Source organism: Coprococcus eutactus (assembly GCF_001404675.1).
GTDB classification, from domain to species: Bacteria; Bacillota; Clostridia; order Lachnospirales; family Lachnospiraceae; genus Coprococcus; species Coprococcus aceti.
In genome coordinates this window covers 1-24525 of sequence record NZ_CYXU01000008.1, presented here as the reverse complement: position 1 = coordinate 24525, position 24525 = coordinate 1, and the positions used below count along the sequence as shown (strand labels likewise).

Here is a 24525-nt window from a genome sequence, read left to right as displayed (position 1 = left end):
GATGATGCCTGGAGAATCTACACCGTGATATAGGATTTTGCAAGATCCTCCTTTATGGTTTCAAATCCCACCTGAAAACTTTCATCTCCACACTCTATATTGCCATTCATGTCTATGTCGATGAAGCTTGTGAAATCCTCACCTCTGTATCTCTCTCTGTACATTCCTATCACATCGTAGCTGTCATTTGTCCTGGCATCCACATACGACAACCTTGCAGCGGCATCGTACACATCCTCCTCACGGACTATGCGGTATCTCGTTATGGACATCTCCTCCGGATCATACCACGCTATAAAGTGAGGGACTTTAACATCTATCAGTGAAAAGCTCACCGATACCATGGATTCCAGCGCAACAGACATTGCCTGTCCATAGTGACGGCAGTTTCTTCCATCGAGATCCATACAGATGATGACCGGACACGACAATGCCTTTGATGTATCCCTGACCATTATCTCATCCTGTCTGGCCGACAACTTCCAGTGGATACGGGTCATCCTGTCTCCAGGTCTGTACTCTCTCACCTGATACACCTCGGTCGAGTCATCGCTTCTCACATCCGAATAATATACATCACTGTCCGTCACAAAATCTCTTGTGTTCTTCGTGACCTCCACCGGAACGAGATAGCACTGAGGCAATACGTAAATGTACGCCGTTCCACCAACCTTTTTCCTGATTGAGAAAATATGGAAAGCATCATATATCCTGACGCCCGATGCCTTTATCTCGTATCTTCCGCTGACATCCAGCTTCATCTTTCCCACGCACTTTCCATACCTGTCATCTATCTGTTCAAATGTACTCTTCTTCTTTTTCTTCATACCCGGAGCAAGAACACTGAACACAGCTGCCACATGGGGTACCTGACCACCGGTGACAGATACCGCAAGTTCCGGACAAAATGTACTGTTCTTCTCAACCACAGGTATATTCATCTGCATCTTAACACTGGTTCTTATGTATCGCACGATCAGCCCGGCTATAAGACTCAGCATGACAGCAGTCATGATCACCGCTGCGAAAAAGTATGATTTTTCTTTATTGATTATTCCTATATATACACATGCCCCTATCAGGACAATATACAATATTCCTCGTCTCATACGACATCCTACCACTACACGCTTCCAAATCTCATGCTACTTTTTCGCCGAACTTCTTCGTCTAACCGACGGTTTGTACACCCTCTCCATTATGTCCTTGAGCACAGCCTCCTGTGTTATGTGGTTCACCCTTGCCTTGGCACTTAAGACTATCCTGTGTCTTATGACGTCCGTCCACACCATCTGCACATCCTCAGGTATGACAAAATCTCTCCCACTTATATATGCCCAGCTCTTCGCCATCTTGGTGAGGGCTATCGTTCCTCTTGGACTCACTCCTAGCTCAAGGCTTGGATTCTCTCTGGTTCCAACAACAAGCTGGCCTATATAAGAATACACGTCATCGCTGACCTTGACATGCTTTACTTCCTCCCTGATAAGCCGCAGCTCAGACGCACCTATTACAGGCTTTACATCCTGAAAGCCATCAGCGGAGGTTCTTCCCTTAACTATATCCAGCTCACTCTCTATGGATGGATATCCCAGCTTAAGGCACACCATAAATCTGTCGAGCTGGGAATCAGGAAGAAGCTGTGTTCCGGCACTGCCGATAGGGTTCTCCGTGGCAATTACTATAAATGGATCCGGAACCTGATATGTCACTCCATCCACAGTCACATGTCCCTCCTCCATAACCTCGAGAAGTGCCGACTGTGTCTTTGGAGATGTTCTGTTTATCTCATCTGCGAGGAACAGATTGCACATAACAGCACCCGGTCTGTACACAAACTGATTTGTCGCCTTATCGTACATCGTAAATCCCGTTATATCTCCCGGAAGGACATCCGGTGTAAACTGGACTCTCTTGTTCTGGAGCCCCATTGCATTTGCAAATGCAAGAGCCATCGTCGTCTTGCCGACTCCCGGTACATCGTCCATGAGAATGTTACCGCCTGCGATTATCGCCGCCATTATCTTGGCAATACACACGTCCTTGCCTATGACGACCTTCTTCACCTCATCTATAACGTCCATTACCTTGTCATTATAATTCATCTCGTTCTCCCATCCTTCAGATTATCTGTCTACATACGCAACAGGGAGGAAGCTCTTCCACTTCCTCCCTGTTATCATTGCTGCTGAAGCTTCGCCTTTACCGTCTCTATATTATTCATTATAACTCTGTATGTATCATTGTCCCCATAGACACTGTAGAGTTCTTCTGCCGCAAGCTGATAAAATTTGAGTGCCTGCTGGTAGTCCTCCTGTCTGTACCACACCTCTGCAACAGCAGACAGCGCAGCACTGTAGTGATATCCTCTGACACCCTTGAGCTGATATCTGCGCACCGCCTCCGTCAGCTTGTCCTGAGCTTCCTTGAGCCGACCTGCCCTGAGAAGGCTCTCGCCGAGATTGGCATATGTGGCAACAATCTCCGTACCAGCATTCTCATGTCTTTCTATGATGCTGAGCGCGTGCTCCAGTGCATCAACAGCCTTGTCGTAATCGCCAAGCTCCTGATAAATGAGCGCCACGTTGTTATAATAACCCGCCAGCAATATATCATATGGACCGAGCTGCTCCGAATATATGTCATACACCTTCCTGCAATAGGACAGGGCTTCCAACAGGTTACCTGCAGCCCTGTTCTCATTTGCAATATTCATGAGAGCGGTTCCATATGGAACTGTATCTTCAATCCCCATCTTATGAGCGAGCCTCATGACCTGCCTGCAAAAATACAGTGCCTTGTCGTGTTCTCCCGTGGTACGGTGAAAACCGATAAGCTCATTGTATATCGCAAGCATGGAATCAGTATCCTTTTCATATTCAGCATCGCTTAGTGCCTGGGTAAGGTATCTCTCCACCTCCGGCAGTCTGTTCTCTGCGAACAGCTTATCAAGCCCGCTAAAAACCTCATTTATATTCATATAGTCAACCTCAATTTCTCTCACAATATCCTGTCATCACATCATAACACAATATTCGATTCATTTACAGACCCATTAAGGAAATCCATGGCATTGTCCAGAGTGGTCCTGCTTATCGCCTCCAGTGCCTCCTCTGTAAGGAATCCCTGATGAGACGTCACTATCACATTTGGAAATGACAACAGTCTCGCAGTGATCGAGGACTCCAGTATGTCATCCTCCCTGTTCTCAAATACATTTGGAGTCTCCTCCTCGTATACATCCAGCCCGATTCCGAAGAATTTTCTGCTTCTGATCCCAGCTATGAGATCGTCGGTCTTGATGAGTGCACCTCTGGAGGTATTCACCAGGATCACGTGATCCTTCATCATGCCAATGGTCTCTTCATTTATCATATGGTAGGTCTCGTCGGTCAGCGGACAGTGAAGCGATATAAGATCAGATCCCGCCAGAAGCTCAGGGAGCTCCACATATCTGACAAAATCAAGGTCCGGATTCTTATACATATCGTAGGCGATCACATCCATTCCAAATCCATGACATATCCTCGCCATGGCAGCCCCGATCTTACCGGTTCCGACAATACCGGCTGTCTTGCCGTAGAAGTTCATGCCTGTAAGTCCGACCAGACTGAAGTTGTTCTCCCTCACCTTTATATAGCTCTTGTGCAGTCTCCTGTTCACCGCCATGGCAAGTGCCATCGCATGCTCCGCCACAGCCTCAGGCGAATAGCCCGGAACCCTCATCACAGTTATACCGCATTTTTTTGCCGCATCCATATCCACGTTGTTGAAGCCCGCGCATCTCATCAGTATAAGCTTCACGCCCGCATCACTCAGCGCATTCACAACGGGTGCACTCACATCCGAGCTGACAAATGCACATATGGCGTCATACCCCTTTGCAAGTCTTGCGGTCTTCACCGACAGATCTGTGTCCACATAATCTATGGTCAGCTTGTCGTACTGATCTTTTATCGCATCGAACGACTCCATGTCATAACGCTTTGTATCATAAAATAATATATTCATATCTGTTCCTCCTGTTTTTTCCTCTATCGGTATAATGTGTAGCATTGCTTTTTTCTATGTACAAAAACGGAGATTCTCTGAACTGTGTACAGAGGATCTCCGTTTATTATTTGCGTGACAGTATAGCTGTAAGTCCCTGAGTCGGAGCATGTGAGTCATCGTTATCCAACATGTTAGGCAGTATGAGTGTCGCCTCATACACCTTGCCCTTTCTGCAGGTCGTAAATGATCCATTCATCTCCTCAGCCATCTTCTGACATGTCAAAGTACCTATATGTGTGCTCTCAGCCTTGCTGCTTTCCGGATTTATATAATTTCTGAAATAAATTCTTACCTTTCTCCGATCTATATATACCCTTATATCTATGCTTTTTGATTTGTCCGAATACTTTCTGATGTTGGTAAATACATTGTCGGTTATCCTCTTCATACCCTGAAGATCAACGTAAATTTCGGCTTCCTTGTCCGAGATATCAATGTCGAACTGATATCCATTCTCGCCCAGGAGCACAACATACTCTCCAAGCATCTGGTCAAGGAACGGCCCCGCCGGGAACATCTCCATGTTGAGATCCTCACCGCCCTTTGAATATACATAGAAGTATCTGAACATCTTGTCCGACATCGTCCTGAGCTGCTCCGCCTTCTCAGCACTTATCCTTATGTATTCGTCAAGCTCCTCCTGGGATGAATACTCCTTGTTCTGCATGAGCTCCAGATATCCCGCCATGACTGTGAGCGGAGTTCTTATATCATGGGCCATGGCTGTGACCAGATCACTGTTCGCCTGCCATGCCTCACGCTCCCTGCTGAGCTGCTCAATAATGGTCTGCCTCATGGTGTCTACATTCTCCGCCAGCATACAGATCTCATCCTGACCGTGTATTGTTATCGGCCCATTGATATCCACATCCTTGATATCCATGACCTCATTTGTGAGGCGTCTCATTCTGCCTATCTCTCTTCCGAAATAGACTATTATCACACCGATGAACAGGATACAGCATATGACGAATATCGCTATCTCTCCGACATCCTTGATCGTATCATCCGAATAGTCAACTATGCAGACATCAAACACTCCATCCTTGAATAGCACAGGATAGAAATCGTAGTCAAATTCATTGAGGTCTCCTCGCAGCATGCTGGAATTGCCGTAGTAAGCTCCCTCATCCGCGGTCACCGCATCGGATTTCTTCTGGGATTCGCTGCTCGAGGATGCCTTCCTCTTGATCTTTCTGATATTTCCATAGTTGTCCTGTAACAGAATGATTATCTCACCAGTCTCCGAATTCGTTATGACATATTTGTATGCGCCCTTCTTCTCTATCATCCAGTCAGAGTCGAATACTATATCATTGTTGTTATAAATCAGTATGTACACATTGTCGTGCTGCTCCTGCCATGCCCTGAGTGCCTGCGTATCCGTAGCCTTTATGGAATGGCTGGTCACATATGAAGCAAAGCTCTGGATCTGTCTGGCGGATCTCTTCTGTGTATTCGTGTCACTCATGTATACATTTTTCATGTAGCTGTTCAGTGCAAATGTTCCTGCAAAAAAAGCCGATATGGACAATATTAGCCCAAGCAGTATGATCACAAACAGCTTTACCCTGAGTGTCCGCTTAAATGGCATCTTCATATCAGTCTACCTGATATCCCTTTCCATATATGGTCCTAATGATCTCAGGCTGCGCTGAGTTGTCCTCTATCTTCTGTCTGAGTCTGAGTATGTGTACCATGACCGTATTGGAAGATGAAGGAAGATACTTCTCCTGCCATATATTCTCGTAGAGTGCCTCGAGTGACCATGGCTTTCCTCTGTGCTCCACCAGGAAGAACAGAAGTGCATACTCCTTGTCGGTGAGCTTGATGACCTCACCGTTCTTGATCACAATCCTCTTAAATGAGTCAATATTTATATTGCCGACTGAGATATTCTTTGGATCGGTCTCTGATTTTCCGCGGTACACCTTGTATCTTCTGATAAGAGCATTCACCTTGCGGTTAAACTCGCTCTGGGTGAATGGCTTTGCCAGGAAATCATCGCCACCCACATCGTATGCCTCGTTCTGATCCGGCTCCTTCGTCTTCGCCGTCAAGAAGAGGACTGGGATAGATGAAAACTCTCTGATCTGCTGGCATGCCTCAGTACCTGAAAGCTTTGGCATCATTATGTCCATAACTATGAGATCGATGTCCTTGTCCGCACGCACGGTCTCGACAGCCTCAACTCCATCGGCAGCCTCCACAACATCGTATCCAAGTCTCTTGAGATATATATTGAGCAGCGTTCTGATGTCCTGCTCGTCGTCCACTATAAGTACTTTTACAGATTCTTTTTCGTTCTCCATATCGCATTACTCCTTATCCACACCAAATGTATGTACATTATAACAAATACTCATATCTTTATTCCATTCTAAACTTCTTTGTAAGGAAATTTAAGTCATAAAAAACGGGAACCCTCACTATGTGAGAAGTCCCCGCCTTTTCTTTATAAAATGATTGGAAGAGCTATAGTTAGGTGTGTCTAACTGTTTCTGAGTATATCCAAATTGCCAACATATGTCAATAACCTGCCCGCCATTTGTAATGATAACATTTATCAGTTCGCTCTTCTCTCCTGTCTTCTTCGCTTTATGCCTCTCCATGCCCCCATGATCATGTCCCTGTACACGCCAGGATTGAATATGAGCAGCAATGGGAAGAGCTCCAGTCGTCCCGCAAGCATGTCAAACATCAGAACATACTTGGTAAATCCCGTCAGCCCGCCAAAGTTTCTGGTAGGTCCTACCTCGGAAAGACCCGGTCCTATATTGTTGAGACACGATGCCACCGCAGTGAAGTTGGTCACCAGATCCCTGCCCTCAAGGGACACAAGAAATACAGACAGGGTAAATATTCCCATCAGCGTGATGAAGTATACATTTACCGCCCTGACTACCTCGTGCTCCACCGGTTTGCCATCCATGTTTATCTTCTTGATATTCTTCGGATGGAAATACGAACTCAGCTCCTTGACAACGGTCTTGAACATTATCACGAGTCTCGACACCTTCATACCGCCACCGGTGCTTCCCGCACAAGCTCCGACAAACATCAGTATGACCAGCACCGTCTTACAGGTCTGTGACCACTGGTCAAAATCCGCCGATGCGTAACCCGTCGTGGTGATGATCGATGCCACCTGGAAGGCCGCATGTCTTATAGCATCTCCGATATTTGCCATAGTCTGCATCAGGCTCAGAGTTATTATCGTTATTGCACCGAGTATTATCAGCAGATATGTCCTGACCTCCTCCATAGAAAGTGCCTTTCTGATGTTCCTGAACAGCACAAAATAATAAAAGTTGAAATTCACACCAAACAATATCATGAACACAGTTACAACCCACTGTATATATGGTGAGAAGCTTCCAAAGCTGTCGTTCTTTATTCCAAAACCGCCTGTTCCGGCTGTTCCAAATGCCGTACACAGAGCATCGAACAATGACATATGTCCAAACATAAGGAAAATGGCCTCCAGAACCGTCATTCCGAAGTAGATAACATACAATATCCTGGCAGTGTGCTTGAGTCTTGGAACAAGCTTTCCAACGGATGGCCCCGGGCTCTCCGCCTTCATCAGGTTCATATTTGAACCGGACGCACTGTTCATCGGAATGATGGCAAGCAGGAACACCAGAACTCCCATACCGCCTATCCAGTGGGTAAAGCATCTCCACAGCATCATGCCATGTGACATACTCTCCACATCGCTCAGTATGCTGGCTCCCGTTGTGGTGAATCCCGATATGGTCTCAAACAGTGCATTTGTGAATGAAGGGATCTCCCCTGAAATGACAAATGGCATGCAGCCAAATATACTGAGCAGTATCCAACTGAATGCCGTGGCTACACATCCCTCTTTGAGATATATGGTCTGATTTGCCGGTTTTCTAAGTGTCATAAGCGTTCCTATCACAAGACATGATATTATGACTATAAGGAACGCAAATATTTCATGTTCCTGATATATGAGAGATGTCAGGCATGGAATGATCATGAGCAGACCCTCAAGTCTTATGATCTGGCCAAGTATAAATACTATCATGGAATTATTCATAATCTTCTCCTAATCAAACTGCCTTAAGCAAGTATATCTCTTATATCCGTAAATCCTGTCTCAGTGGTGACTATCATGGCCGTATCTCCAACCTGTATAGAATCCTGACCTGTTGGAAGCAGGATCGAACCGTTTCGATTTATAAATGCTATGAGGAGGTTCTTCTTGAGATTGAGATCCTTCAGCGGTATATCCGTCACCTCCGACTTCTCATCCACACGGAACTCTATCGCCTCAGCTCTTGAGTCAAACATGTGGTAGAGTGTCTCTATGCTGTTACTGTTGGAATTCTTCTTCGCACGGACATATGCGACTATGGACTCCGCAGTTATACTGCATGGATATACAACACTTCCCAGATCAAGGCTGTTTATGACCTCTCTGAAATTGCTCCTGTTTATCTTGGTTATCGTCTTGGCATTTGAATGTTTGCGGGCGTGGAGAGTCAAAAGTATATTCTCCTCGTCGATTCCTGTCAGGGACACAAATGATTCAGTCTCCGCAAGACCCTCCTCGTTCAAAGTCTCCTGATCCGTTCCATCACCATTTATGATTATCGCCCTCGGCAGAAGGACTGAAAGCTCCTCACAGCGCTTCTTGTTCTCCTCTATGATCTTGACGGATATTCCCATGTTCACGAGCTGTCCAGCCAAATAATATGCGACATTTCCTCCACCGATTATCATGGTGTTTTTGACTCTCGCAGTCTTGAAGCCTATATGCTCCATGAATTTTCTGGACATAGGCCGTGTTCCCACACATGACATGATGTCACCGGCCTTGAGGACAAAATCACCGGAAGGGATATAGAACTCCCCGGCTCTCTCAACTGCCGCTATAAGTATATTTATCGGCTTCTGTTTATTTGCAAGATCCTTACCGAGATCAGCTATGCTCTTGTTGTCCAGCACATTCTTCTCAGGGATCTTTATCCTGGTCATCTCCGCCTGTCCGTGTGCAAATGAATTTATCTCAAGAGCCGTTGGCAGATACAGTACCCTCGACACCTCGATTGCAGTCTCAAGCTCAGGGTTTATGATCATGGTAAGTCCAAGCTTCTCCCTGAGATAGCTTGCCTCCTTGCTGTAATCCGGGTCTCTGAGTCTCGCTATGGTCGCGCAGTCTCCGACCTGCTTGGCTATGGTACAGCACAGGATGTTGAGCTCATCCGACGACGTGACTGCAGCTATCAAATCTGCGTTCTGTATTCCCGCCTCAAGCTGCACGCTGTGATTTGCTCCGTTTCCAACTATTCCCATAACATCATACTGATTTGCGTATGTTGCGACCTTCTGGGGATCCTTGTCTATGATAGTTATATCATGCCCCTCATTTGCAAGCTGCTTGAGTATGGCCACGCCAACCTTTCCACAGCCCACTATTATGATCTTCAATCCCGTCTTCTTGCTTGATCTGCTACCAAACACGGATTTATCCTCCTTGATTACCTTCAATTAGCTAAGCCAAGTATAGCATGCTAAATATAAAAATCAACACCTGCCACTTTTCTTTACTGAAACCTTACACGAACAGTCTTATTATGCAGCACACCAGCACAAATATGACAAATGCTATGCCGACTATCATATTTGTTCTCTTGCTGAAACCTTTGGTGGGTTTTCTGTAGATTCCGTCATCTTCTTTGTTCTTCATAGCCTTTTCTGTCTCCTGTTTTATTGTTATGAGTTTATTTTATATGTGATTTTCCGCAATAGCCTTAAGCCTCTTTATGAGCAGATTCACATTTGTGTGCCTCTTCAAAGAATTTTCCCCACTCTTTATGAAATCCCATGACTCCCCATAAGTCATATCTGTAGTCACAGTCTCATTCTCCTCAAAAAAACGCTCCAGCGATCCCGACGTCTCATGCTTCATCGAGAACTCCGCCGCCCTCCGCACCTTGCCGTGCTCATCTGAATTTGCATCCCGATACAGGAAATGATCCAGGTTGCTCGAAAAATAGTATACGGAGTATTTTATCTTTTTACTTCCTATCTTTATTGATGACAGCGAAGTGAGCACATCCAGATTCGCACTCTTGCAGAGATTGCGCTCCTTCACGTGATCCGGATTTGCCGTCACAATGATATCCGGGTAGTATACCGGCTTGTCTTCATTTCCCCCATCAGTCACGACCAGATTGTCATCTATGTACGCCCCATCCATATCCACAAAATGAATTATCTCCACAATGTCCTTCGGATACAGGCCCGTCCTCTTTAGCAGAGGACTGACCATTATCTCATCTATAAACCGCTCTATGTTGTCAGGATGTATGCCATTCTTTGAGGTTATATCACCGCCAAAGCTTCCGTCATCCTGCATGAGCATGGCAAATTCCAGAACAATATCAGGATCTATATCCTCCAGAAGCTGTCCAAATGGCACCTCAAGAGCATTCCGGTCCGACACTCCCTCGACAAGGAACAGGAAGATCTTCTTCTTAGGTCGTTTCCCCATGATCCATACCTGCCTTTCTGAATGCCGATACAATCTTGAACCTCTTCGTATTCCTATACAGCTCCTCGTCCTGTTCTCCAACCACGATCTCCCTGAAATAAGTATTTCTGAGATTGTTGCTGCTTCCGATTCCCTTCATACGAATATACCTATTTCTCGGATTTGTCGTAGTGAAATATATATAATCCTTGCTTATGACCTCCAGCGGTCTGAGGTTATGCGATGTAAATATAAACTGCCCCTTGCCAGACTCCTGGAACGTCTGCAGCACCTCTCCCAGAAGATACTCAAACACACCGGCATCCAGCTCGTCTATGGCTATCGTGCACGACTGCTCATTGTACGCATCTATTATCAGACTGAGCACCGACACGATCTTGCGGATACCGTCGGACTCGTACCTGAATGGCATGTGCACTCTTCCGTCAGGCGCAGCCTCCTGATTGTGGAACACACTCATGTCCGTCTCATTTCTGCTGGACACTATCTCCACCACATGTCCCATACTGCCATCCTTCATGAGGGCAGGCGACAGCTCGTGAAGATCAACATTAAGTCCCGGAACTATCTGGCTGAGGACTATGTTTATATTCTCAAACTGGCTCTTTATCTCGCTGAAGACTATCTCCGGCATGATGTTCGGCACATCCGTCTTCAGAAGGAATTTACCGCTCTGTGTGTATAGCGGAAGTCCGTAGTTGAGTCTTATATATCCTGTTGATTTCGTGTCTACCACATGAAGATAGAGCTGGCTGTAGTACGCCAGCTCCAGTATAACCTGATAAAACTCAGAGTATAACCCGCACTCATCGCACACCTTTGCAGTTCCGAGCGAGAAGATAAACGACGCCGACTTTTCCTGCGCCAGTCTTCTCACCACATTCAGCTCATCCACGAACTTTCTGTCATTTGTTATGAAATATTTCTGCTTCGATACAGGCCCGAACGGCATGTCGTCAGTGCATGTGTCAATCACAGGCTGAAGTATCATCTTCCTGCCCTCAAAATCACCTGACATACTCAGTTTCTCACCCGATATGCGGACTCTGTAGCTCGGCTGGCCACTGTTCTGATCCTCTCCTCCGTACTGTCTGAATCCGTTATTTGTCTCATTCTCCACGGCGGACATGAGGAATTCGTACACAACCTTTCGGATGCGTCCGTCCTCGTACTGAAGGTCAAATGTAAACTCCAGTCTGGCCATCTCCTGACCCTTTGCCACACATTCTGCATACACCGCCGGAACCTCAGCTCCAATCATCAGAAGCTTCAGTATGGCAAGCGCCTCTATAAAACTCGTCTTACCCGAGCCGTTCTGTCCATAAAGTCCCAATATATCTGATTCTGTTCCATACGGAACAAACTTCTTTCCACAGGCAAATACTATCTCTCCATGCTCCACACTCTTGAAGTTGTCAAGCACCGCTTTCTGCAGTCTTATCGTGGGAAGCCTATCCCAGTGGTCTTCTCTAAATTGTCTGATTCTCATTCACGGTCTCCTCAGATGCTCTTAATATAACGTCATAAAACTGTATTACCATTATATTGTTATCTCCAATTTCCGTCAACAGCCATCAAGTTTTTCGAATTTTATATTCTGTTTTTTTGATCTTTCACAGCTTTACCATTTCTATATCTTAACGGTGGTTCTCCCACCGCCGCAGAAAATTTCCTGATAAAATAACTTACATTTGGGTAACCTGATTTCATGGCAATCTCGGTAACCGACAGATCTGTGGACTCGAGAAGATGCCTTGCATACTTAAGTCTAACATAGTTCACATACTGTGTGAGCGTCATGTGAAATCTCTCACTGAAGAATCTTGACATGTACTTTTCCGACAGATGAAAATGTTCAGAAAGCTCAGCAAGACTTATGTGCTCATGATAATTATCCTGTATATATATAAGTATCTCCTTTTCCAGTCCACCTGACGCTCTCCCTGTCTTCGCTTCAAGCTGATCGTATTCCACTAAAAGATCTACAACCTGCAACAGTCTGATTCTCACCTGTATCTGTCTGTGTGTTCCAAATTTCCCATTTTCCTCTGACAACTCATCAAGAATAGGTATAAGTTTTTCAAGCAGATTCCGATTCGTCACTTCAGGTCTGAATTCCCGTGTGTGATTCCTAAGAGGAAAAAATATCTCATCCTCCAATTCATCCTTGGTCTGAAATGATATGAATTCCATCGGAAACAGAAATGTAAAATAATCCACCGGTGTTTCCGGGGCGGCCATCATATGCAGCACTCCCGGACTTACTATATATACAGCTCCGTCATCCCCTATAAATTTCTGTCCATCAATCTCAACCATAAGTGGACCTTTCCTTACATATATTATCTCCACCTCATCATGCCAATGAACCGGGATCTGGAATGCATGTGGCCAGTATCTCATATGATACTCACAAAATGGATATTCTCTTGTCCCGTGTGGATGATTTTCCTTTAATTCTGCGTACATTGTTATCCCCTGATATTGATTTATTATATATTGCGTTGCCTTTTATATCATGCAACTTCGTCATATTAACTCATATGTAGAATATGTGCAACTTTTAATTGAAATAGTACAAGATTCATGCGGTATCAATGCGATATTATACAATTTAGTTATAACTCATGATTTTATACCCATCACCAAAGGAGTACTGATTATATGAAGAAATTATCCGCACTTTTTATACCTATATGTTTTGAAACACTATTCTATATGCTGTCTGGCATGGTTGACACACTTATGCTCTCATCAGTGGGCGACTATGCCGTGGGTGCTGTCGGAACCGCCAACAGTTATATCGGAATGTTCATCATCATGTTCTCCATCATATCATCCGGCATGATGACGGTCATGACTCAGAATATCGGCGCAGGCAGACCTGGGATTGCTTATCAGGCACGCCAGCTTGGTCTTATATTCAACTCAGTCATAGGTATGGGAATGTCTATATTCCTGTTCATTTTCTCCGAAAATATTCTTGATCTGATAGGAATAGCCGGAAACCTCAGGGAACCTGCCATGAGCTATCTTGAGATCGTTGGCGGAGGGTGCTTCCTGAACGCGCTGATTCCAATATTTGCAAGCTACCTCAGGGCATTTGGACATACAAAGCAGCCTCTCATCGCTACCATAATCGGCAACCTTGTAAACTTCGCCTTAAATGCAGTATTTCTCTTTGCGCTGCATAAAGGGGTGCAGGGTGTCGCTACAGCGACAGTCATATCCAAGGTTATCAACCTTGCAATTGTTATCTTTTTCTCCTGCACCCTTGTAAAAGCAGGAAAAAATCCCGAAAGGCTTTCTAACAGAACTGTCCTTTCACAGATCATCAGAGTCGGACTGCCATCTGCATTCGAATCCGTTCTGTACAATGTCGCCATGATGCTGGTGGTCAAGTTCCTGAACCAGATGGATACTGACGGAATAAATGTCACGGCACGATCCTACGCAACCCAGATAAGCAACTTCTCCTACTGCGTCGGCTCAGCGCTCGCCCAGGCAAATGCCATCATGACAGGATGGCATATCGGTTCCGGCGATATAGATGCATGTAAAAGAGATACCAAAAAGGCCGCCATCATCGGTGTGATCGTGGCGACCTGTCTTGAAACTTTATTTGCAGTCACAGCCCCATGGGCCATGAAACTGTTCACCGACAACCCGGACATGGTACATATTGTCACAAGGCTCCTTGCTATTGACATCATCCTCGAGGTTGGCAGAGTTACAAACCTTGTCTACGGCCAGGCCTTAAAGACCAGCGGAGATGCGGTATTCCCGGCCGTCATAGCAGCTGTCTTTATGTACGTGTGTGCTGTCGGCGGTACATGGATGTTCGGCCTGCACCTTGGGCTCCTTGCAACCGGCGCCTACATAGGCCTTACCTGTGACGAATGTGTGCGCGCAGTTGGTATGGTCCTGCGCTGGCGAAGCGGAAAGTGGACGGAGAAGAAACTGGTGTGATAATACCCTAGTACCAGACATATTCCAGAATGTATCAGACCAGACATACGCCAGGCTTTTATCACAGAATTCCACCTATCATATACACCACAAATGCCGCAAACCACGCCACAACGCACTGCCAGATCACTACCATGACAGCCCAGCGATGTCCCATCTCTCTCTTGATGGAGGCGATGGCTGCTATACAAGGCGAGTAAAGCAGGCTGAATACGAGCAGCGATGCTGCAGCCCTGGTTGTGATAGCTGCGGTCACTGATCCGTTAAACAATATCTCAAGTGTGGATACCACACTCTCCTTCGCCATGATACCGCTTATGAGCGACGTACATATTCTCCAGTCGCCAAGTCCAAGCGGCTTAAATATCGGCACCAAAAGTCCGGCTATCGCAGCAAGTATGCTGTCCTGCGAGTCTTTCACCATATTGAGGTGCATATCAAAGCTCTGAAGGAACCAGATACATATAGTTGCAAGAAATATAACTGTGAACGCCTTCTGAAGAAAGTCCTTTGCCTTCTCCCACAGGAGCTGGCCTACGTTCTTCGCACCCGGAAGTCTGTAATTTGGAAGCTCCATGACAAAAGGAACCGCATTGCCCTTAAACAATGTGCTCCGATAAACCATAGCCACAATTATTCCTATCGCAATTCCAAGGAAATAAAGCCCTGCCATAATAAGACCGCCCTTTCCAGGAAAGAATGCGCTTACAAAGAACGCATATATAGGAAGCTTAGCCGAACAGCTCATATATGGAGTGAGCAGAATAGTCATCTTTCGGTCTCTCTCACTCGGGAGTGTCCTGGTTGCCATGACGGCCGGAACCGTACAGCCAAAGCCTATCAGCATCGGAACTATACTCTTGCCGGAAAGTCCAATCTTCCTGAGCAGCTTATCCATGACAAATGCAACTCTGGCGATGTATCCGCTGTCTTCCATGAGCGACAGGAAAAAGAACAGGGTAACAATTATTGGAAGGAAGCTGAGCACACTTCCCACTCCTGCAAATATTCCGTCCATAACAAGGCTCTTGACCACCACATTTACATTTGCTGCGGTGAGAAGCTTTCCCACCTGAACCGTGAGTGCATCTATCCCCATCTCTAAAAGTTTCTGAAGTCCAGCTCCGATCACGTTAAATGTCAGATAGAACACCGCCAGCATGATACCTATAAAGCATGGGATTGCGGTATACTTACCCGTAAGAATGCGATCTATCTTTTCGCTTCTGATCCTCTCCTTGCTCTCCTTTGGCTTGACTACACAGTTTTCACATACCTTTTCTATGAAATTAAATCTCATATCAGCTATGGCTGCACTCCGGTCAAGTCCTCGCTCTTTTTCCATCTGGATTATCAGATGTTCTATCGTCTCTTTCTCGTTCTCATCAAGTCCAAGCCTGTCAAGTATGAGATGATCTCCCTCTATGATCTTGGTAGCAGCGAATCTAAGCGGCAGATCTGCCGCCTTTACATGATCCTCTATAAGATGCGCCACCGCATGTATACATCTGTGAACAGCTCCGCCAAACTCATTCTCATCACAGAAGTCCTGTCTTCCAGGCTTTTCCTGATACTTGGCTATATGTATGGCGTGTCTTACAAGCTCATCCACACCCTCGTTTTTTGCCGCAGATATAGGCACAACCGGGGTTCCAAGCATTGCCTCCATCCCATTTACATCTATGGAGCCCGAATTACCTGTGACCTCATCCATCATGTTGAGTGCGACGACAACCGGTATCTCCATCTCAAGAAGCTGCATTGTGAGATACATATTTCGCTCTATATTAGTAGCGTCTACTATATTGATGATAGCCTTTGGGTGATCATCAAGCACAAAGTTTCTGGACACGATCTCCTCGCTGCTATAAGGAGACATCGAATATATTCCAGGCAGATCCGTCACGGAAGTATTCTCCCTGCCCCTTATCGGACCATCTTTTCTGTCGACAGTTACTCCAGGGAAATTGCCTATATGCTGATTTGATCCTGTAAGCTGATTGAACAGAGTCGTCTTTCCACAGTTCTGGTTGCCAACCAGGGCAAACGTAAGTCTTGTTCCTTCTGGAAGCGGATCACCATCCCCTTTGACGTGATATTTTCCTTCCTCGCCAAGTCCTGGATGTTCCTTCTCCTCTATGATCTCAACTCTGGTGTGAGCTCTGGATCTTGTCTCTATCTGCTCTGCATCTATCTGCTCTGCATCAGCCAGTCTGAGTGTAAGTTCATATCCATGGATCTGAAACTCCATAGGATCGCCCATCGGAGCAAGCTTCACAAGGGTGAGCTCCGCACCGGGTATAACACCCATGTCAAGAAAATGCTGTCTTAGCTCTCCTTCACCGCCAACTGCCTTTATTCTGGCGCTCTGTCCTACCTTCAAATCTCTCAGTGTCATAATTGATTATCCTTCTTTCATCATTCGTCCAGATTCATCCACGCAGTCTTTCAGTACCACAAAATCGTCTGTCGAATGCCGTCTCTTTATGTTTATTGATATTTTTCTCAATTATAGCACGATAAGTTCTATGCACAATATATAGATCCTGATTATCGTCTATATTTTCACGGCTTTTTCATGTGCATCTCTGTCTATAGAAATCAGTTCCTTAAGTTCCCTCACCGTAAACACACCGCAGACAATCGCAGTTATTCCGTCCGCTATCGGTCCCGCATACATGACACCATCGATTCCCATGAATATAGGGAATATGATGATGAGAGGAAGCAGAAATAGTATCTGTCTTGTGAGTGACATGAACACACCAAGTCTCGCCTTTCCTATAGAGTTGAAGAAGTTTGATGTCACCGGCTGGATTCCATTTACGATGGTTAGGAACATGTATATCCTGAAATATCTCTCGGAAAACTGGAAGTACAGCTCGCTTCCCTCTCCAAATGCGCTGATGATCTGTCTGGGGAATATCTGGAATGCTGCAAATGCCACCACCGACAGAGCCGATGCTGCTGCCAGCGCCAGAAGATAAGTCTTTCTCACCCTCCTGTACTTTCCTGCACCATAGTTGAAGCCTATGATCGGCTGGGTTCCCTGTGATATTCCTATAACGATCGCCATGAATATCATGTTTACCTTGCTTATTATTCCTGAACACGCAAGTGGTATGTCGCCTCCATACACCGACTGTGCTCCGTATCTTGACAAAGTATTGTTCATGACAACCTGGACTATCGCCATGGCTATCTGATTGAAACACGCCGACGCACCGAATCTGAATATATTGCCGCAGGGCTCTCCTCGCATAACAAAACTTTCCCTGGTAAGATGTATTGTCTTGAAATGGAACATATATCTGAGGCTTATGGCAAATGATATGATCTGTCCTGTGATAGTTGCCAGCGCCGCACCGCGCATACCCATATCGAGCCCGAATATAAGTATCGGATCAAGTATAGTGTTGATGATGGCACCTGTCAGCATGGATATCATTGAATACCTCGGACTTCCATCAGCCATGATCAGCTTGCTCATTCCGGTATTCGCTATCAGGAATGGGAAACCTATCGCTGTTATCCTTGTGTACTCCTGTGCAAATGGCAGAACCTTGTCAGTTGCGCCGAATGCCTTTAGCATAGGTGTCAGGAATATTGTCGTCACAAGGAAAAGTGCCACGCCAAATATCGCCATGAGACAGATTCCATTTCCTGCTGCCTCAGCCGACTTCTTCTCATCTCCGGCACCAAGCTTCAATGAAAAGCTGGTCGCACTTCCTATGCCAAGAAGAAGCGATATCGCGGTACATGCCGTTGAAAGAGGAAATGCTATATTTGTCGCAGCATTTCCAAGCATTCCCACTCCGTGTCCAATAAATATCTGGTCAACTATATTATAAAGTGCTGTCACCAGCATGGATATGATACACGGTATGGCAAAGGTTGTGAGCAGATGTGCCTCATTCTCATATCCAAGGGGATTGTTCTGATTTTCATTTGTCTTTGTGTTATCAGATGTCATGATTCTGTATTGCCTTTCTGTCTGTATTGCGACTCAGTTTTTCATTCCATATTTCTTCAGGTCTACCCGGTCATTTTCAACCTCTATGCCGTCTGCCCTCAGGCGGTCCGCCTGGACATTTGCTCCACCGAACGCAAATGCTCCCGCAAGCTCACCCTTGGAATTCACCACTCGGTAACACGGTATATTCTCAGGATCAGGATTCTTATGAAGTGCATTGCCCACGGCTCTCGCCATCTTCCTGTCACCTGCCATCTCCGCAACCTGGCCGTATGTTGCAACACATCCCTTCGGAATCTTCTTCACCGCATCGTAGATCCTCTTTGTCGGACTGTAGGTTACTATGTCATAGCTATCCGCTATCATCTGCTTCACAGCATCCTCTGGCACACTTCCATCCAGTATGATAGTGTTCCAGTGTTCTTTGTTCTGATGCCAACCCGGTATGACAGACTCAAATGCCTGCCTCCAGAAATCCCGGCTTTCCGGATCAGCCTTCACATTCAGATTGATATATCCATCCCTCTCATAAGTCCAAAGGAATGCCTTCTTGCTTCCCTTGACTCTCACAAGCTGCCAGTTCTGATCGTGAAATGGAGCCTCCTGATACGTGTCAGGAAACGACAGACCGTATGCCAAAGCTTCCTCTCTTGTTGTCATTTGTATTTTTCCTTTCCTGTGTTGCGATTATGTAATTATCTGTATCCCTTGAGGTATTTCTTCTGCTCATCAGTTATGCGGTAACTCTCCACAGCCTTCTGTATCGTCTTTCGGTGAACCCAGTCAGACATGCGGTGCTCTTCTATGTACGGAATGACCGCATCCCACTGCTTTGCCAGTGCTGTCGCCATGTACCATGCTATCATCATGTTGACATAATACTCATCAGACTCAACTCCCGCCACCAGCTTCACATATTCAGGATCAAAATCAGCATCCAGATAAAGCCTCATGAGCATTCCTATTCCATACCGTATAGTATATGTCTCGCCTGAGGCGATCCAGCGCTTGATGACCGGCAGCAATTCTTCCTTGTGCTTTTCAAAACACTTCGGTGCCGGGAAATCACAGGTTGCCCAGTTGTCTATATACGGAAGAAATCTCTCTACCTCTGATAGACATTTATCATAGTCCTTTATCCAGGTTACGAGCATCATGTGAAGATTGTTTTCCTCGTAATACTGGTGTGGGAGCTCATCAATAAATCTGTCCTCCAGCTCTGTTCCAGCTATACTCTTCGCATATTTTCTGAGCACGGGAACTCTTATGCCTATGACAGTCTCCTTGTCGGTGTCAGGCATAAGCCTGCTGTGAAAATCTCTGTACTTTATATCCTGAAGTTCAAACAGATGCTTTTGAATCTCCTCCATATTTTCACCTTACGCTTTCTAATTTTCTCGTTGTTAGTTTTCCATTTTCTACATTTTTCTATTCTAACTCATAATTGTATACAACTATTATATCTAATACTATCTGAATTTCTTCACATGCTCCGATATAAACCGAAACAGTTCGATATTGACCTTCTCATTCTTCTCCTCCGCCTCAAGATATTCAGGCACTGAAATATCTGTCTGAACCTCTCCGCATACATCAACACCCAATATTCTTGAATGTCTTATACCACCGGCATATCTTTCATCATTACGACAAGCGTCTGTATTTTTTTCTTCACCCTGACCGCCAAGAAAGACACTGAGCAGACGTTCAAGTCCATCGATTGACATATCCCCCTGACTCCAGTTCGTCTCCGTGTATTCTGTTCCGAGGACGTCTTTGTCTATAGATATGTACAAAGGCAGATCTGTTCTGATATGTTTCAGCTTATCCTCAGGCAGTCCACCATGCAGGTCTTTGGCAGAAAATATCAACAGTCTTTCGCTTGAGATATCCCGGGAAATATCATACGAATCATCGTACTCAGCTTCTTGTACATTATACCCACATTTATAGCTTTCCACATTTTCTTGTCTCCCCTTGGAACCTTTATAACTTTCCAAAGTCTGCTCTATATCTGACTCCGGCGGACCTACAACCACCAGCTGTCTTAGATTTTCATTCTGTATAAGAGTCTGTCCCGCCCAGTCTCCGCAGCTCATCATTTCTGGAACCATAGGTATCTGCATGTCTGTATGATGATCATACATAACCAGCCCAAACGGTTCGGTTATATGATCTGTTATAATCTTCGTTATATAATGATAATTTCCCGAATCTATATAATGTATACCCTGGATTCCGTACGGCTCTATCCTGCCCCATATTTTTTCATACGCATTTTTTGAACAATACATATCTGTCTCTTGTATATCAGAGCAATCTATGTATCTGAATCTATCTATATCCTTTATATCCTCATCACGATATACGTGAGTAAAATCCAAAATCATATTCTCATTTTTCACCTTGCTGTCACCCATATACAACCCCCATATATCCAATAACAAGTCAATTTCGCAGCAATATCGATTAACCTGTCAGTAATAAAATAATCTTAATACAAAATCGCCCGACTGTATTCTAACACAACCGGACGATTTTAATCACTATTTGTCTTTCTTTTTCCTTATGTGGATCTCCGGGATTGCCACCGTGTCATATGTCACAGACGAGTCATCCTCACCCACATTATCCTCATTGTCATCATGGCTCTTTGTGTTCACCTCAGGAATAGCCAGATTGTCAAATGACATGTTGAATCTGTGATGCTTTTTATGCTGTTCTTTATTTTTTTCTCTCATAGTTGGTTATACCCCCTAAAGTATGTTTATGAAAAATGTAATTACCAGGCTGTTCAGGAAGTCAGCAAATAAACTTCCTATAAGCGGTATTATCAGATATGCCTTGACCGAAGGAACATAGCGGTCGCATATAGCCTGCATGTTCGCCATGGCATTTGGCGTTGCTCCCATACCGAATCCGCATGTTCCGGCGGACAGAACCGCCGCATCGTAATCCCTGCCCATCACGTTGAACACAACAAAATATGTGAATAGCATCATGAGTATGAGCTGCGCCGAGAGCAGTATGATCAGCGGAAGTGCAAGTTCTGCAAGCTGCCACAGCTTCAGGGTTATCATCGCCATTCCCAGGAACAGTGACAGGCAGATACCACCAAGGTTGTTGATCTCACCCATGTATATATCAAACTTACCGGAATACTCTCCGATATTTCTGATGACCGCAGCCGCGATCATCGCACCTATATATATAGGAAATGTAAGTCCTGTCTTTGTGAGGAGTTCCGATATGATGGTTCCTATTCCTACTGCTATGATGAGCTGAAACACTGCTGCCGCATACATATTGGTATGACGCTCATGTTTCTTCTCATCCTCAACCAGTATACTGTCGTCCTCGGCAACTGCAGTATCCAGAAGTTTCTTCCTGTCTATGAGTCTCTTGCCAATAGGGCCACCTATAAGACTTCCTGCGATAAGTCCAAATGTTGCCGCAGCCGTGCATATAGTTGTTGCCCCCTTGACATCAAAATCCTCCAGCACCGGGCCAAACGCTCCTGCAGTTCCATGACCACCTACCATAGGTATAGATCCCGTGCAGAGTCCAACAAGCGGATCAAGATGCAATAGCTTACTCACCCCGAGTGCCAGAAAATTCTGGGACACTATAAGCACCACAACCAGTCCAAGGAATATGAACAACGACTTTCCTCCGCTCTTTAAAACCTTGAGATTCGCCTGGAATCCAACGGATGTGAAGAAGAATACCATGCACACCTCTCTCAGCGTATCGTCAAATGTAAATTCTGCTATGCCAAGACTGTAACACACACAGGTCAGGACTGCGAAAAGCAGACCTCCTATGACCGGCGCCGGTATGCAGAATTTCTCCAGGAAATTAATTCTTTTCTTCAAAAACTGTCCCAATATAAGTACCAGAACTGACACCGCCAGTGTCTGATACATATCTATCTGTATCTCCATGTAAGACCTCTCTTATCTATATTATATACACATGCAGACATCCGTGATCAGATACCTATTTACCCAATATCATCTGCATATATTCTTTTCCGCATTCAGTATATTTATTATCAGCAGCTGACAACTACTGTTCAGCCGGGATCTCTATTTCTTTTTTCTGATAATAAGCTTTCGCACCATCATGAAATGGAATGGTCACGTTCTTCACAGCCTCACTCTCATCTATCTGGAAGGTGAGTGCTATTGAATACTGGATATCCTGCGCATGTTCAAAGAGAAGTCCTGTGAGCTCCTCCACTATCTTCTCATCCATATCATCCCTGGCGAGGAGCACTGCTCTGACACCGAGTGTCACAACATCCTGAGTCTGTCCCTCGTAGGTTCCCGCTGGTATGGTGTAATCCGTATAGAAGCCGTACACGGATTTTAGTCTGTCCCTGCATTTGTCATCTATTCCGATGAGCTTTACGTCACATTCCTTAGACAGCTCCTCGATCACCGAGGTCTGTATACCTGCTGTACAAAAGAATGCATCTATCTGTCCTGATTTGAGTTCATTTGCCGCATCCACATAATCGAGATTAACCGTGTCAACAAGGGATTCCACAAGGCCGGTCATCTTAAGTATCTGCTCTGCATTTCTCTGGGTACCGGACTCCTCCTCACCCACAGAAATCTTCTTGCCCTGAAGATCATCCAAGCTGTCTATTCCCGAGTCAGCTCTCACCACAATCTGACACGCCTCAGTGTACAGGCTGGCAACTGCCGAGTACCCTCTGTACCTCTTCTTGTCCGTGGCGCCTGTTCCGTTGTAGGCCGCATCCACCAGATCCGCCTGGGCTATCGCCATGTCCACATATCCGTCGGACAGAAGCCTGATATTCGCCGTGGAGCCTGCAGTAGCCTTTACCTCAAAATCAAGATCCTCATCCTCCGAGGATGCTATCTGCGCAAATGCGTTGGAGAACGCATAGTATCCGCCGCCAACTCCCGCGGCTCCCAGCTTCACGGAATCACTGCCGATGCCACACCCGGCAAGGGAAAGTGTCATCAGAATGGCTGTTCCCGCTACAACCATCCTCTTTATCTTTTTCAGTTTCATTTCATTTTCCTCCTTACGTGACTTGGCGAAAGATCTTTCTCTTCGCTATTACCACCACCATACAACAAGCCCGTATAACACGAAATAAAGGGCTTATCGCCCTTTATTATCGCCGTCCATATACCATGTACATCATTATTGTTATTTTACAACTATATTTAACAAAATGATATGGATAATTGTATTTTATATCTATAAAATCATCCTGAATCCGTCTATGAGAGCTATATTATTTACTTTTTTATAATTTTTACGCCCTTATCTGCATCAATAATGCCGCCCTTCGCTGTAAGCTTTTTATTCTTTCTGACATCCAGCTTAGTCAGTTTGTTAGGCTTGCAGAACAGTTTTTGAAGACTTCTGCTCTTGCTTACATTCAAGGTCTTTAAGCTATTATTACCACAATACAATGTTCTGAGTTTCGGTGTGTTTCCGGTCGACAGAGCTGTAAACTTTCTTCATCTTTTTGTTCTTACTCACATCAAGTCTGGTTATCTTGTTGCCTGAACTTGCTGTCTGGGAATGCCTTCTTATCAATCTTGACCTTGGCTGTAGCTGCGCTTGCAGTTACAACTCCATTTCCCCATACACTTCCCATAGATGCTGTCACCATCGCCGCAACGACCCCCGCAATAACCAATCGCTTCAACCCGGTAACAAATGTGTAATTTTTCCTGTCTCTCGTTTTTCTTTATCTCCCTTTATATAAATTTTCAGCATAAAAAGGCACATTTCTATTGTATATAAGTAAACTTAAAAGTCAACTCCGTATTGCTGCTTATTATTTTTATCATATTTTATTTTCTTGCAAATGCCGGAGCACTCCGGAATATAAACAAAATAAACGGCGGAGTCATTGTCTGATATGTACCCTCTTTACTGGACAACCAGTAAGGAGGGTATTTTTATGCGTTATAGTTATGAGTTTAAAATGATGTGTGTTGAATTGTATCATTCG

The 24525-nt window shown here is 45.2% G+C and carries 23 protein-coding genes; 1 reads left to right on the top strand and 22 read right to left on the bottom strand.

The genetic code is table 11. From position 1 onward, the window contains the following. Positions 1-17 precede the first annotated feature (17 nt). The 12 genes from ARA78_RS12435 to ARA78_RS12385 all read right to left on the bottom strand — a co-directional run bounded on the left by ARA78_RS12435 (position 18) and on the right by ARA78_RS12385 (position 13048). Complete coding sequence (locus tag ARA78_RS12435) at positions 18-1109, bottom strand: DUF58 domain-containing protein (protein ID WP_055224555.1); 1092 nt, start codon at positions 1107-1109, stop codon at positions 18-20. Between the two features lie 36 nt (positions 1110-1145). Continuing rightward, a complete protein-coding gene (locus ARA78_RS12430) occupies positions 1146-2105 on the bottom strand; it encodes an AAA family ATPase (RefSeq protein WP_055280623.1) in 960 nt (319 codons plus the stop codon). Positions 2106-2179: 74 nt separating this feature from the next. Next, positions 2180-2980, bottom strand: a complete 801-nt coding sequence (locus tag ARA78_RS12425) for a tetratricopeptide repeat protein (protein ID WP_015534032.1) — start codon at positions 2978-2980, stop codon at positions 2180-2182. A gap of 41 nt (positions 2981-3021) precedes the next feature. Continuing rightward, positions 3022-4011, bottom strand: coding sequence for a 2-hydroxyacid dehydrogenase (locus ARA78_RS12420; protein ID WP_015534033.1), 990 nt, complete (start codon positions 4009-4011; stop codon positions 3022-3024). Between the two features lie 106 nt (positions 4012-4117). Next, positions 4118-5653: a HAMP domain-containing sensor histidine kinase gene (locus ARA78_RS12415; RefSeq protein ID WP_055280622.1), complete on the bottom strand. Its 1536-nt coding sequence runs from the start codon at positions 5651-5653 to the stop codon at positions 4118-4120. 1 nt (position 5654) lies between these two features. Then, positions 5655-6365, bottom strand: coding sequence for a response regulator transcription factor (locus ARA78_RS12410; RefSeq protein ID WP_015534035.1), 711 nt, complete (start codon positions 6363-6365; stop codon positions 5655-5657). Positions 6366-6619: 254 nt separating this feature from the next. Next, on the bottom strand, positions 6620-8119 hold the full coding sequence (locus tag ARA78_RS12405; protein WP_055280621.1) for a TrkH family potassium uptake protein: 1500 nt from the start codon (positions 8117-8119) through the stop codon (positions 6620-6622). Positions 8120-8142: 23 nt separating this feature from the next. Next, on the bottom strand, positions 8143-9546 hold the full coding sequence (gene trkA, locus ARA78_RS12400) for a Trk system potassium transporter TrkA (RefSeq protein ID WP_055147099.1): 1404 nt from the start codon (positions 9544-9546) through the stop codon (positions 8143-8145). Between the two features lie 94 nt (positions 9547-9640). Next, positions 9641-9772 (bottom strand): hypothetical protein, encoded by a 132-nt coding sequence (locus tag ARA78_RS14420; protein ID WP_278319472.1) that lies wholly within the window; start codon positions 9770-9772, stop codon positions 9641-9643. A 39-nt stretch (positions 9773-9811) separates the two neighbouring features. After that, entirely contained in the window at positions 9812-10579 is a 768-nt protein-coding gene (locus ARA78_RS12395; RefSeq protein ID WP_015534038.1) for a hypothetical protein, read from the bottom strand. Then, positions 10563-12068 (bottom strand): AAA family ATPase, encoded by a 1506-nt coding sequence (locus tag ARA78_RS12390; RefSeq protein ID WP_015534039.1) that lies wholly within the window; start codon positions 12066-12068, stop codon positions 10563-10565. Before ARA78_RS12390 ends, ARA78_RS12395 begins: the two co-directional genes overlap by 17 nt. A gap of 101 nt (positions 12069-12169) precedes the next feature. Further along, positions 12170-13048, bottom strand: coding sequence for an AraC family transcriptional regulator (locus ARA78_RS12385; protein ID WP_015534040.1), 879 nt, complete (start codon positions 13046-13048; stop codon positions 12170-12172). A gap of 195 nt (positions 13049-13243) precedes the next feature. On the opposite strand from ARA78_RS12385, the gene ARA78_RS12380 reads away from it, so the two are divergent. Next, on the top strand, positions 13244-14548 hold the full coding sequence (locus tag ARA78_RS12380) for an MATE family efflux transporter (RefSeq protein ID WP_055280620.1): 1305 nt from the start codon (positions 13244-13246) through the stop codon (positions 14546-14548). Between the two features lie 61 nt (positions 14549-14609). Here ARA78_RS12380 and feoB read toward each other — a convergent pair whose 3' ends face one another. The 10 genes from feoB to ARA78_RS13945 all read right to left on the bottom strand — a co-directional run bounded on the left by feoB (position 14610) and on the right by ARA78_RS13945 (position 24216). After that, positions 14610-16946 carry a ferrous iron transport protein B gene (gene feoB, locus ARA78_RS12375; RefSeq protein WP_055280619.1) on the bottom strand — a complete coding sequence of 779 codons (2337 nt, stop codon included), beginning with the start codon at positions 16944-16946 and terminating at the stop codon, positions 14610-14612. 159 nt (positions 16947-17105) lie between these two features. Next, positions 17106-18521, bottom strand: coding sequence for an MATE family efflux transporter (locus tag ARA78_RS12370; protein WP_055147091.1), 1416 nt, complete (start codon positions 18519-18521; stop codon positions 17106-17108). A 33-nt stretch (positions 18522-18554) separates the two neighbouring features. Beyond that, the gene (locus ARA78_RS12365; RefSeq protein WP_055280618.1) at positions 18555-19181 is read right to left on the bottom strand and encodes a methylated-DNA--[protein]-cysteine S-methyltransferase; all 627 of its coding nucleotides are present in this window, start codon (positions 19179-19181) and stop codon (positions 18555-18557) included. Positions 19182-19216: 35 nt separating this feature from the next. Beyond that, positions 19217-19891 carry a DNA alkylation repair protein gene (locus ARA78_RS12360; protein WP_055280617.1) on the bottom strand — a complete coding sequence of 225 codons (675 nt, stop codon included), beginning with the start codon at positions 19889-19891 and terminating at the stop codon, positions 19217-19219. A 99-nt stretch (positions 19892-19990) separates the two neighbouring features. Continuing rightward, positions 19991-20941 carry a hypothetical protein gene (locus tag ARA78_RS12355; RefSeq protein ID WP_055280616.1) on the bottom strand — a complete coding sequence of 317 codons (951 nt, stop codon included), beginning with the start codon at positions 20939-20941 and terminating at the stop codon, positions 19991-19993. Positions 20942-21067: 126 nt separating this feature from the next. Continuing rightward, a complete protein-coding gene (locus ARA78_RS12350; RefSeq protein WP_004851427.1) occupies positions 21068-21262 on the bottom strand; it encodes a hypothetical protein in 195 nt (64 codons plus the stop codon). 15 nt (positions 21263-21277) lie between these two features. After that, a complete protein-coding gene (gene gltS / locus ARA78_RS12345) occupies positions 21278-22465 on the bottom strand; it encodes a sodium/glutamate symporter (RefSeq protein WP_055273905.1) in 1188 nt (395 codons plus the stop codon). 124 nt (positions 22466-22589) lie between these two features. Further along, positions 22590-23567 (bottom strand): TAXI family TRAP transporter solute-binding subunit, encoded by a 978-nt coding sequence (locus tag ARA78_RS12340; protein WP_055280615.1) that lies wholly within the window; start codon positions 23565-23567, stop codon positions 22590-22592. A gap of 233 nt (positions 23568-23800) precedes the next feature. Next, on the bottom strand, positions 23801-23947 hold the full coding sequence (locus tag ARA78_RS13950; RefSeq protein WP_156329483.1) for a hypothetical protein: 147 nt from the start codon (positions 23945-23947) through the stop codon (positions 23801-23803). A gap of 101 nt (positions 23948-24048) precedes the next feature. After that, positions 24049-24216 (bottom strand): hypothetical protein, encoded by a 168-nt coding sequence (locus ARA78_RS13945; protein WP_156329481.1) that lies wholly within the window; start codon positions 24214-24216, stop codon positions 24049-24051. Positions 24217-24525 lie beyond the last annotated feature (309 nt).